The organism is Paracraurococcus ruber, assembly GCF_004353985.1.
Classification (GTDB): Bacteria; Pseudomonadota; Alphaproteobacteria; order Acetobacterales; family Acetobacteraceae; genus Paracraurococcus; species Paracraurococcus ruber.
Map to the genome: position 1 here is coordinate 1 of NZ_SMOA01000189.1, position 11,182 is coordinate 11,182.

At 71.5% G+C, this 11,182-nt stretch carries 11 protein-coding genes; 4 read left to right on the forward strand and 7 right to left on the reverse strand.

Annotation, left to right across the window (positions count from 1 at the left end; genetic code table 11):
* Positions 1-230: 230 nt before the first annotated feature.
* Both E2C05_RS23325 and E2C05_RS23330 read right to left on the reverse strand, forming a co-directional pair.
* Positions 231-1,109: an alpha/beta hydrolase gene (locus E2C05_RS23325; protein WP_274607305.1), complete on the reverse strand. Its 879-nt coding sequence runs from the start codon at positions 1,107-1,109 to the stop codon at positions 231-233.
* Positions 1,106-2,278 carry a fumarylacetoacetate hydrolase family protein gene (locus tag E2C05_RS23330; RefSeq protein WP_133222046.1) on the reverse strand — a complete coding sequence of 391 codons (1,173 nt, stop codon included), beginning with the start codon at positions 2,276-2,278 and terminating at the stop codon, positions 1,106-1,108. Before E2C05_RS23330 ends, E2C05_RS23325 begins: the two co-directional genes overlap by 4 nt.
* Before the next feature lie 219 nt (positions 2,279-2,497).
* On the opposite strand from E2C05_RS23330, the gene E2C05_RS23335 reads away from it, so the two are divergent.
* The 3 genes from E2C05_RS23335 to E2C05_RS23345 are packed head-to-tail and all read left to right on the forward strand — an operon-like array spanning position 2,498 to position 5,651.
* Positions 2,498-3,844, forward strand: a complete 1,347-nt coding sequence (locus E2C05_RS23335; protein WP_133222047.1) for an ABC transporter substrate-binding protein — start codon at positions 2,498-2,500, stop codon at positions 3,842-3,844.
* Positions 3,845-3,858: 14 nt separating this feature from the next.
* Positions 3,859-4,779 carry a carbohydrate ABC transporter permease gene (locus E2C05_RS23340; protein ID WP_200305800.1) on the forward strand — a complete coding sequence of 307 codons (921 nt, stop codon included), beginning with the start codon at positions 3,859-3,861 and terminating at the stop codon, positions 4,777-4,779.
* Positions 4,780-4,820: 41 nt separating this feature from the next.
* Positions 4,821-5,651 (forward strand): carbohydrate ABC transporter permease, encoded by an 831-nt coding sequence (locus E2C05_RS23345; RefSeq protein WP_240046853.1) that lies wholly within the window; start codon positions 4,821-4,823, stop codon positions 5,649-5,651.
* 78 nt (positions 5,652-5,729) lie between these two features.
* Here E2C05_RS23345 and E2C05_RS23350 read toward each other — a convergent pair whose 3' ends face one another.
* Positions 5,730-6,767, reverse strand: a complete 1,038-nt coding sequence (locus E2C05_RS23350) for a TRAP transporter substrate-binding protein (protein WP_133222048.1) — start codon at positions 6,765-6,767, stop codon at positions 5,730-5,732.
* A 97-nt stretch (positions 6,768-6,864) separates the two neighbouring features.
* On the opposite strand from E2C05_RS23350, the gene E2C05_RS23355 reads away from it, so the two are divergent.
* Complete coding sequence (locus E2C05_RS23355; protein WP_133222049.1) at positions 6,865-7,752, forward strand: polysaccharide deacetylase family protein; 888 nt, start codon at positions 6,865-6,867, stop codon at positions 7,750-7,752.
* On the opposite strand, the gene E2C05_RS23360 is transcribed toward E2C05_RS23355, so the two are convergent.
* From E2C05_RS23360 to E2C05_RS23375, 4 genes are all read right to left on the reverse strand, one after another.
* On the reverse strand, positions 7,738-9,042 hold the full coding sequence (locus tag E2C05_RS23360) for a TRAP transporter large permease (RefSeq protein WP_133222050.1): 1,305 nt from the start codon (positions 9,040-9,042) through the stop codon (positions 7,738-7,740). The genes E2C05_RS23355 and E2C05_RS23360 overlap by 15 nt on opposite strands.
* A complete protein-coding gene (locus tag E2C05_RS23365; protein WP_133222051.1) occupies positions 9,039-9,644 on the reverse strand; it encodes a TRAP transporter small permease subunit in 606 nt (201 codons plus the stop codon). Before E2C05_RS23365 ends, E2C05_RS23360 begins: the two co-directional genes overlap by 4 nt.
* Positions 9,641-10,564 carry a polysaccharide deacetylase family protein gene (locus E2C05_RS23370; protein ID WP_200305802.1) on the reverse strand — a complete coding sequence of 308 codons (924 nt, stop codon included), beginning with the start codon at positions 10,562-10,564 and terminating at the stop codon, positions 9,641-9,643. Before E2C05_RS23370 ends, E2C05_RS23365 begins: the two co-directional genes overlap by 4 nt.
* Before the next feature lie 189 nt (positions 10,565-10,753).
* Positions 10,754-11,182: Hpt domain-containing protein (locus E2C05_RS23375; RefSeq protein ID WP_192912511.1), on the reverse strand; the 429-nt coding region annotated here is incomplete at its 5' end.

An 11,182-nucleotide genomic window follows, 5' to 3' on the forward strand; every position in this document is an offset into this window, starting at 1 on the left:
GGCGGCGCGGCCGGCGGCAGCCGGCACCGGCGGCATCCCAGGCCAGGGGTCGCCCGCATGCCCGGCCCGCGCGACGCCGTCGCTGTCATCGCCGCCTCCGGCATCGGCAAGGCCCATGGCGCTGGCCTTCGCCCACCCGGCGCGGCCGGGCGCGATGGGGGCCTCCGCGGCCCCGTGCGGCGCGGAGGCCTTGGCGGCATCCCAACCGGACGGCGCGGCGGGTGGCCGCCTCAGCCGGCCGACAGCGCCGCCAGGACCTGGCGCAGCAGCGCCAGGTCCTGCGGGCGGGACAGGCGGTGGTCCCCATCCTTCACCAGCAGCACCTGCACGTCGTCGCCGGTGACCTGCGCGGCGATGCGCAGCGCCAATTCCCAGGGTACGTCCGGGTCGCGCTGGCCATGCAGCAGCCGCACCGGCACAGCGATGGGCAGCGGCGCGTGCAGGAGCAGGTGGTCGCGCCCGTCCTCGATCAGCGCGCGGGCGATGGGATAGGGGTCGCCATAGGCGCTGGGGCGGTACCAGACGCCGTCGCGGTCCAGGGCGGCGCGGGCCTCCGCCGTCAGCGCCTGCTCCATCCGGGAGGTGAAGTCCGGCGCCGCGGCGATGCCCACCAGCGCCGAGACATGCCATGCCCGGTGCTGGGCATCGCGGAGCGCGCCCTCGGCGCCCCGCAGCGCCAGCAGCAGGGCGATCCAGCCGCCCATGGAGGAGCCGACCAGGATCTGCGGGCCGGTGGCCAGCGCGTCCAGCACGGCCGCCGCATCCGCCGCCCAGCGGCCGATCGTGCCCGCCTCGAACCGGCCGCCGCTGGCGCCATGGCCGCTGTAGTCGAAGCGCAGGAAGGCCTGGCCGCGTTCGGCGCAGAAGGCCGACAGGTCCTCGGCCTTGGTGCCCGTCATGTCGCTGTTGAAGCCGCCGAGGAAGACCACGCCCGGCCCGCGCCCGGGGCGACGGCGCCAGGCGAGCGCGACGCCGTCGCCGCGATCCAGCCGGCCCGCCTCCTCGGCGGCGTCATCGGACCGGCCAGGACCGCCGCCTTCCATCCCGGGGGTCGCGTGCGGCCCCGCTGCCTGGGAGGTGGCGGCGCCGCGGCCAGCGGATGCCGTCATCGCCGCGGCAGCCCGCGCTGCGCCAGGTTGGCGAACAGCGCGCCCGCCCCGAAGCCCCAGGGCGGGCAGGCATCGGTGCGCGCCACCTCGTTCACCAGCGCGCCCAGGCGCGGCGAGGCGATGCGCACCACGTCGCCCGGCTTGTGGGTGAAGCCCATGCCCGGCGCGCCGCGGTCCTTGGCCGGCGAGAAGGGGGTGCCAAGGAACAGCACCGCGCCGTCCGGATACTGGTGGTGCGGCCCGATGAGCTGGGCGACGATGTCCTTCGGGTCGCGGCTGATGGCGCCGACCGGGCCCGTCTCCTCCAGCCGGAAGCCGTCGGCGCCCTCGATGCTCATCGTGATCTCGGCGCCGCGCACGTCGTCCAGGGTGAACCCCGCCTCGAACAGCCGCAGCACCGGGCCGAGCGCGCAGGAGGCGTTGTTGTCCTTGGCGCGGCCGAGCAGCAGGGCGGAGCGTCCCTCCACGTCCCGCAGGTTCACGTCGTTGCCGAGCATGGCGCCCAGGATGGCGCCGCGGGCATTCACCGCCAGCACCGCCTCGGGCTCCGGGTTGCTCCAGTGGCTGACCGGATGCACGCCGATCAGCGCGCCGGGCCCGACCGAGGCGAGCGGCTGGCATTTGGTGAAGATCTCGACATCCGGGCCGATGCCGACTTCCAGGTACTGGCTCCACCAGCCCTTCTCGACCAGCGCCGCCTTCAGCCGCATCGCCTCCGCGCTGCCGGGCTTGACCGCGGACAGGTCGCCGCCGGCCAGGATGCCGCGCATCTCGGCGCGCACCCGCTCGGCCTGGCTGGCATCGCCGCGGCAGCGTTCCTCGATGACGCGTTCGAGCATGGAGCGGACATAGGTGACGCCGCAGGCCTTCACCGCCTGCAGGTCCACCGGCGCCAGCAGCCAGGGCTTGTCGGTGCCGCGCCGGCTGTGGCCGCTGTTCGCCAGCGCCGCCGGCAGGTCGAGCGGCATGGGCACGCCGCGCTGGCGGATGGCGGCGATCGGGTCGGGTTCGTTCAGCCAGGCGCTGACGGTGCCGAAGGCCGGCGTCATGTCGAAGGCGGCGCCGCGCAGCACGGCGACGGCGCAGGGACCCTCCGGCGTCATCACCCGCGCGGCCAGGCAGCCGTCGCGCCAATCCTCGGGCAGGGCCTGTCCATCGAGACGCGGCATTCCCTCGCTCCTCCCCCCGGCTGTTGCCCGGCAGCCTAGAGCGGATCGCCGCGGGGCCAAAGGCCCGGCCGCAAGAATCCGCTCTGAAAACAATAGGCTACCGTGGAATGGCGCAGCGCCGCGCAAGGCCGTGGAACGGGCTTGCCGGCGCTGCGCATTCGGCCGACCATCGCCGCAACGGGCGGGCCGGACCTGCCCCCGCTGCGGGAGGATCCATCGATGAGCGGCATCACGCGCCGGATGGCGCTGCGGGCCGGTGCGGCAAGCATCCTTGTCCCCTTGGCTGCGCCCGGCCAGGTGGAACGCGCCAATGCCCAGAGCCGGTTCGACTGGCGGCGCTTCCGCGGCGAGCGGATCGAGGTCACCGTCCAGCTGTCCCCGCGCGGCCAGTTCCTGCAGAGGAACAACCAGGAATTCGAGGACCTGACCGGCATCAAGGTCGGGCTGGAAGTGGTGCCGGAGCAGCAGCACCGGCAGAAGATTATCGTCGAATACGCGTCCGGCCGGCCGAGCTTCGACGTCACCGAGGTGAGCCTGCACGTGAACAAGCGGCAGGTCGGCAAGGCGAAGTGGAACACCGACATCCGGCCGCTGATCGCCGATGCATCGCTGACCGCGCCGGATTTCGAGTTCGGCGACTACGGCCAGGGCATGGTGCAGTACGCCACCCAGGCCGATGGCCGGCTGGACAGCTGCCCGGCCGGCGCCGACTACTTCATCCTCTACTACAACAAGGAATTGCTGGCGGCGCGCAACGTCGCGGTGCCCACCACCTGGGACGAGATGTTCGAGGCGGCGAAGCGCCTGGCCGATCCGTCGAAGCAGATCCACGGCCATATCGGGCGGGGGCTCAAGAACGCCAATGTGGTGCTGTGGTCCAGCTACCTGCTGGGCACCGCGCAGCGCGACATGATCGACGCCAACCGGCAGCTGATCACCGACACGCCGGACGCCGTCTGGGCCGGCGAGACCTACAAGAAATTCCTGCGCGACGTCTCGCCGCCCGGGTCCATCGGCTTCAACTGGAACGAGTGCCAGACCACCTTCATGCAGGGCCGCGCCGCCATGTGGGTGGACGGCATCGGTTTCGCGGCACCCCTGGAGGACAAGGCCCGATCCCGCATTGCCGGCAAGGTGGGCTATGCGGTGGTGCCGCGCGGGCCGGGGCCCAACCACCATTGCGCGCTGTTCGGCGCCGGCTACGGCATCCCGGAGGCGTCGCGGAAGAAGGGCCCGGCCTGGTTCTACATCCAGTGGGCGCTGGGCAAGTCGAACCAGCTGAAATGGCTGACCAGCGGCGCCGGCGTGCCGGCCCGCAGCAGCCCTTTCCGGAACGAGGAGGCGATCGCCCAGTCGCATTTCCCGCGCGACTTCTTCCAGACGCTGGAGGCGAGCGCGCGCATTGCCCGCGCCGGCCTGCCGGAGATCGTGCCGGTGACGCAGTTCCGCGACGTGATCGGCACCGCGCTGACCAACAGCATCAGCGGCGCCGACGTGGCGACGGAATTGCGGCGCGCGACCGCCGAATTCCGCCCCATCCTGGAGCAGAGCGAGCGGGAAAGCTGAGCGGGCAGGGCGCGGTGCCGCGCGACGCCGCCATCCTGGCCGGCCCGGCGGAGGCCGCCGCGCCGCGCCGCCGGCCCAACTACGCCCGCCGCTACGCCTGGTTCGTGGTGCCGGCCGCGGTGGTGGTGGTTGCCGTCATCCTCTTCCCCTGGCTCTTCACCCTGTACGTGTCCGCGCATGACTGGCACCTGGGCGGGGCGCGGCGCTGGGTGGGGCTGGAGAACTACCAGAAGCTGTTCAGCGATGCCCGCTTCGGCTGGGCGGTGGCGCGGACCCTGCTCTACACAGCGCTGGCGGTGGTGCTGCCCATGCTGCTCGGCCTCGCCGCCGCGCTGTGCTTCCACCGGCGCTTTCCGCTGCGCGGCCTGGCGCGCACGGTCTTCATCCTGCCGATGATGGCGACGCCGGTCGCCGTCGCGCTGGTATGGACCATGATGTTCCATCCGCAGCTTGGCGTGCTGAACTGGCTGCTGTCGCAGGTGGGCCTGCCGCCCTCGCTCTGGGTCTATTCCGCCGACACCGTCATCCCGACGCTGGTCTTGGTGGAGGTCTGGCACTGGACCCCGCTGGTGATGCTGCTGATCCTCGGTGGCCTCGCCTCCCTGCCGACCGACCCCTACGAGGCGGCGAGGATCGACGGCGCCACCGCCTGGCAGGCCTTCCGCCACATCACCCTGCCGCTGCTGCTGCCCTTCATCGTCGTGGCGCTGATCATCCGCACCATCGACGCGCTGAAGGCCTTCGACACCATCTATGTCATCACCCAGGGCGGGCCGGGCCAGGCCAGCGAGACGATCAACATCTTCCTCTACCTGCAGGCCTTCGCCTTCTACAATGTCGGCTACGCCAGTGCCGTGGTGGTCGTTTTCTTCGCCATCATCATGCTGCTGGCGGCGCTGCTGCTCTGGACCCGGCAGCGGGTGAAGGTCACGTGACGGGCGCCGCGCCCGCGCGCGTCGCCAAACACCGCCCGCCCTTGGCCCGGCGCCTGCGCCGCCTTGCCGCCGATGCCGGCTTCGGCCTGGCCGTGCTGGCGCTGGTCTCGCCGGCGGTGCTGGTCTTCCTCTGGATGCTCTCGCTGTCGCTGAAGACCGAGCTGGACAACACCGCCTGGCCGCCGGTCTTCGTCCCCGACCCGCCGACGCTGGACAACTACCGGGAGGTCTTCGCGCGGAACGACTTTCTCCTGTATGCCTGGAACAGCGTGGTGGTGTCCTTCTCGGCGACCGGCTTCGCGCTGCTGGTCGGCGTGCCGGCGGGCTACGGCATCGCCAAGATGCGGGCGATCCGGGCGGCGGCGCTGATCCTGATCGCGCGGATCACGCCCGGCCTCTCCTACCTCATCCCCCTCTTCCTGCTGTTCCAGTGGCTGGAGCTGACGGGCACGCTGGTGCCGATCGTCATCTCCCACCTAGTCATCACCGTGCCCATCGTGGTCTGGGTGATGATCTCCTTCTTCGAGGGGCTGCCGGGGGAGCTGGAGGAGGCGGCGCTGGTGGACGGCGCGACGCTGTGGCAGGCCTTCCGGCATGTCGCGCTGCCGCTGGCCCGGCCGGGGATCACGGTGGCGACCATCCTCGCCTTCATCTTCTCCTGGAACAACTTCGTCTTCGCCATGGTGCTGGCGGGGCGGGAGACGCGGACCCTGCCGGTCGCGGTGAACAACATGCTGACCTTCGAGCAGATCGCCTGGGGCCCGCTGTCCGCCGCGGCGCTGCTGGTGACGCTGCCGGTGCTGCTGCTGACCCTGGTGGCGCAGAAGCAGATCGTCGCCGGGCTGACGGCGGGCGGCGTGAAGGGCGCCTGACAGCCGCGCCGGGCTGCGGCCCGGGGCGGAGCGGCCGGGGCGCCGCTCCGCCCCGCCGGCGCGTCAGGGACCAGCGCGTCAGGGAATGGTGTAGCCGCGGGCCGCACCGACCGTGCGGTTCCACACCGCGCTGCATTCGCCCCAGATGCGGTTGCAGCTGTCGCGGAAGCTCGGCAGCACAACGCTGGTCACCGCCTCCCGCACCTTGGCATCGTCCTCGGGCGGCACGGCGGCGATGACGGAGGTGAATTTCCGCCCCTCGCAACTCGGCCTGCCCGCCAGGCAGTCCAGCGATTGCTGGTCGCTGACCGCGGCGAAGTCCCACATCTGCTTCTCCAGGCCCTGGAAGGCGCGCACCAGGGCCGCCTGCTGCTCCGGCGAGAAGCGCCGCCAGGCGGCCATGCTCATGAAATGGCCCTGCACGCCGCCGGCGACCGACAGCGGGAAGGTGTGCGTCGTCACCTCCCCCCAATTGCCGGCATAGGCCGACACCGCCGAGGTCACGCCGCAGGTGACCAGGCCGCGCTGCAGGGCGGGATAGACCTCTGAGAACTGCAAGGTCACGGGGGAGGCGCCGAGATGCGTCAGCAGCGCCGTCATGCTCGGCGTGTAGCTTCGCACCTTCAGGCCGCGCAGGTCGGCCACGCTGCGCACCGGCGCGTTGCAGAAGAAGTATTGCGGGCCGAAGGGCCAGATCGCCATGACCTTGGCGTTGAAGCGTTCCTGCAGGCGACGGTCGAAGGCTTCCCGCCCCGCCTCCACCGCCTTGCGCAGGTCCTCCACATTGGTGGAGACGCCGATGATGTCGAGGCCGTCGAAGAAGGGCTCGTCTCGCGCCACTTGGCCGATCAGCACGGCCATGACGTCGAAGGCGCCGGTCCGCAGGTGCCGCAGCGCATCCGCCGCCTGCACGCCGATCTGGTCCATGGGGTTGAAGGTGACCTGGAAGGGGATCCCGGTCTGCCCCGGGAGGGCGGCGTAGAAGGCGCGCTCGATCTCGATCTGCTTGGTGTTCTGGCTGAAATGCCCGACCGCGCGCAGCGGCACGGGGGACTGGGCGAAGGCCGGCAGGCCAGCCAGCAGCAGGCCGGCGGCGAACAGGATCTGGCGGAACATGATGTCTCCCGGGCTGGCGGAAACCGGTCCGATGCTTGCAAGATCGATGCCGGATCGGGAACCGCGCCGACCACCGCCGCCCCGAAGGGAGATCCGCATGCGCCGCGACCTGCTCGGCTACGGCCTGAACCCGCCCCGCCTGCGATGGCCGGGCGGCGCCGCCCTCGCCGTCTCCCTGGTGGTGAATTACGAGGAAGGCGCCGAGATGGCCGTGGAGGCCGGCGACCCGGAGAACGAGCGCATCGGCGAGGTGATCAGCGTGGTGCCGCCCGGCCGCCGCGATTTCGGGCAGGAGGGCATCTTCTCCTACGGCACCCGCGCCGGGCTCGGCCGCTTCCTGGAGGCCTTCGACCGCCACGGCGTGCAGGTCACCTGGTTCATGTGCGGCCGCGCAGTGGAACGCACGCCCGATCTCGCCCGCGCCTGCATCGCCCGCGGGCATGAGGCCGCCAACCATGGCTGGGTCTGGCGCCCGCATGCCGACTTCACCAGCCGCGCCGAAGAGGAAGCCAGCCTGCTGCGCGCGACCGCGGCGATCGAGACGGCCACCGGCGAGCGCCCGGTCGGCTTCTTCTGCCGTGGCAGCCAGAGCCCCTGGACCAGGGAATTGCTGGCGCAGCACGGCTACCTGTACGACAGCAACGCCTTCGACGACGACCTGCCCTATTGGGACGGCCCGATGCTGGTGCTGCCCTATGCTCTCGACTGCAACGACATGAAATTCTTCCACCCCAACGGCTTCGTCGTTCCGGAGCAATTCGTGGACTATGCCGAAGCCGCGATGGACCAGTTGATCGAGGAAGGCGAGCGCGGCGTCCCGAAGCTGCTCAATATCGGCCTGCATCTCCGCATCTGCGGCCGCCCGGCGCGATTCCGCGCGGTGGAGGGCATCCTGCGCGCCCTCGCCGCGCGGCGGGACAAGGTCTGGGTGGCGCGGCGGCGCGACATCGCCGCCCACGTCAAGGGCCAGCTACCCGTAGGTTAGCCGCGCCAGCCAGGTCGCCATGCCGGGGAAGGCGATCAGCAGCCCCGTCATCACCACCATCGCCAGGAAGAAGGGCACGGTGCCGGCGAAGACCTGCGCGATGGTGCCTTCCTTCCGCACCGCCTGGATGACATAGAGCGTCATGCCGACGGGCGGCGAGATCAGCGAGATCTCGCACATCAGCACGATGAAGACGCCGAACCAGACCGGGTCGATGCCGGCCGCCATGATGACCGGGAAAACCACCGGCACGGTGCCGACCAGCATCGGCAGCGTCTCGAAGAATACGCCCAGCAGCAGGTAGAACACCGTCAGCGCCAGGATGAGCTCGAGCGGCGTGGCGCCGAGCTGGGTGACGAAGGCGCCCAGCGCCGGCGTCACCCCCAGCAGCCCCAGCACGAAATTCAGGTAGAAGGCGACCGCCAGGATCAGCAGGCTCATCGCCGTCAGGCTGGCGGTGGCCAGGAAGCAGTCATGCAGCATGCGGATCGACAGGCGCCCGTAGAGCGCCGCGATCGGCAGCGCCGCCACCACGGCCAGCGCCGCGCTTTCCGTCACCGTCGCCCAGCCGCTGTAGATGCTGCCCATGATGATGGCGAAGATCACCAGCGGCGGCAGCAGGTCCACCAGCCGCTTCAGCCGCACCGACAGCCGGTCCTGCACCTCCTGCTGCCTCACCCAGTGCGGCTTCAGCCAGGCCATCAGCACGATGGTCGCCATGAACAGCACCGTCATGAGGATGCCCGGCACCACGGCGGCGGCGTAGAGCTGCCCGACCGAGGTGTTGGTCATGGCGCCATAGACGATCAGCGCGATGCCCGGCGGGATCAGGTTGCCGAGGGAGGCGCCGGCGGCGATGGAGCCCAGCACCAGCCGCTCGTCATACTTGCGGCTGCGGAAGCTGGGCAGCGCGACCGTCGACACGGTGGCGGCGGTGGCAACGGAGGACCCCGACACCGCCGAGAAGATGGCGGAGGCCGCGATGTTGGTGTGCAGCAGCCCGCCCGGTAGGATGTTCAGCCAGTCCGCCAGGCTGCGGTACAGCCGGTCCGTGCTGCCGCTCCGCACCAGGATCTCCCCCAGCAGGATGTAGAGCGGGATGGACAGCAGGACATAGTCTTCCATGGAGGCCCAGAGCTGCGTTCCCAAGGCCTCCACCAGCGCCGGGCTGAGGTAGAGGCTCGCCCCCAGCACCGCCACCAGGAACATCGCGGTCGCAACATGCAGGCCGAGGAAGAGCAGCGCGACCAGGATGCCGAAGCCGATCGCCGCCTCGCCCACGCCGATCATGCCGCGCCCGCCTTGTCGGCGCCGCGCGCGAGGACCGCGCCGGCCTCGGCCTGCACCTCCTCCTCCAGCGTCATCGGCCCGTACCAGCGGTTCACCTTCCGCCAGTCGGTCAGCAGCAGCCATAGCGCATGCGCGGCGAACAGGCCGGCGGCGATGGCGAAGGCCGCCAGCCCGGCCAGCCAGGCCGATTGCGGCAGCCACATCGGCGTCTGCAGCGGGGAATTCGCATGGCTCTGGAACAGCAGGCTTTCCTTCAGCACCGCCCAGCCGCGCCAGGCGGCATAGATCGCCAGCGCCGCCAGCAGCAGGAAGGCCAGCGCATTCAGCACCGCGCGCAGCGGCGCCGGCAGGTGCCCGAGCAGGAAATCCACCCTGGTGTGGGACCGCGTCACCAGCGCATGCGCGAAACTGAGCGTGGAGAAGACCGCCAGCGTATAGGCGCCGATCTCGTCCACCCCTTGCAGCGAGAAGGCGAAGAATTTCCGCCCGAAGATTTCCACGCAGGTCAGGAAGGCCAGCGCCAGCAGCCACCAGCCGCCGATGATGGCGACCGCGCGCGCCGGCCCCGCCAGCAGCCGCGCCACCGGGTTGTCGGAGTTCATGCGGGCAGGCCCGACAGCGCCCGCCAGTGCCGCGCGATATCCATGCGCCGGGCAATCCAGACGCCGGGCACGCGGGTGACATGCTCCAGCAACTGCTCCAGTCCGCGGATGCGGCCGGGCCTGCCGATGGTGCGGAGGTGCAGCCCTACGGACATCATCTTCGGCTGCGTCCGGCCTTCCCGGAGCAGCCAGTCGAAGGCGCCGGTGCAATACCTGGAAAAGTCCTCGGGGAAGACGAAGCCCTGGCCCGGCGCGAAGCGCATGTCGTTCGTGTCGAAGCTGTAGGGCAGGATCACATGCGGCCGGCCCGCCACCTGCACCAGCCGCGGCAGGTCGTCGTCATAGGCATCGGAGTCGTAGAGGAAGCCGCCTTCCTCCACCACCAGCCGCCGCGTGTTGGCGCTGGGCGCCGACTTGGTGTGCCAGCCCAGCGGCCGCGCGCCGCCGGCCTCCGCCAGGGTCGCAACCGTCCGGGCGATCACCGCGCGCTCGGTCGCCTCCTCCATCCCGGCATGCATCTGCCAGCGCCAGCCATGCGCGCTGATCTCGTGTCCCGCCATCGCCGGGGCGCTGGCCAGCGCCGGCGTGGCGGCGACGGCGCGGCCGCAGCAGGAGAAGGTGGCCTTCACCCCGAAGGCGTCCAGCAGGTTCATCACCCGCCACAGCCCGACGCGGCTGCCATAGGCGAAATGCGTCTCCATGCAGGGGTCGGGCGCGCCCTCCACATGCTGCCGCGTCTCCGGCACCACCTCGTTCCGCTCGTCGCCGCTGGCCAGCGACAATTCGGCGCCTTCCTCGACATTCACCACGAAGGACAGCGCGAGCCGTGCCCCGTCCGGCCAGCGCGGGTCGGGCGGCGTGCGGCCATAGCCCGCCAGGTCGCGCTCGGCCGGGGGCATCCCGCCGGGAATCAGGCTCATCCGCGTCTCCGATCGAAGGCGTGTGGCGGCGCCCCGGCAGCGGGGCTTGCCGATCGCCGAGGCGGACCGGCCGGTGCGCGTGGGGCAGCAAGCGACATGCCATGCGCGGCGCCCGAAGCCGGCCCGGCGGACGCGGCCGCATGGCGCCGCCGGCGGCAGTCTGCGCGGGGGGCGGGCAGTCGCGCCGCGTCAGAGGGCGGCGATGTCGGTCCGCCGATCCGGCACCGGCGTGCGGCTCGCCTCCAGCAGCGCAACGGTCTCGTCCGCCACTTCCAGCACCGCGGCCCGCAGGGCCTCGGCCGCATCCGGCGGCAACTGGCGCAGCGTGCCCTGAAGCTGGCGCGCCGCCGTGGCCAGGCGGGTGGCGCCCAGCGTCGCCGCGGCGCCGGCCAGCCGATGCGCGGCCGCCACCACAGCCTCCGCCTCCGCCGCCTCGGCACCGCCCAGCGCCTCGGCGGCCAGCCGCATCTCGCGCAGGAATTCCTCGGCCAGGCTGCGGGTCGCCTCCGGGTCCAGGCCCGGCACCACCAGCGCGGCGCCGGCGCGCCGGCCCAGCAGCGGCAGCGCGGCGAAGGCCGGGGCAGCGGCCGCGGCGCCCTGGCCTTTCCCCGTCGCCCG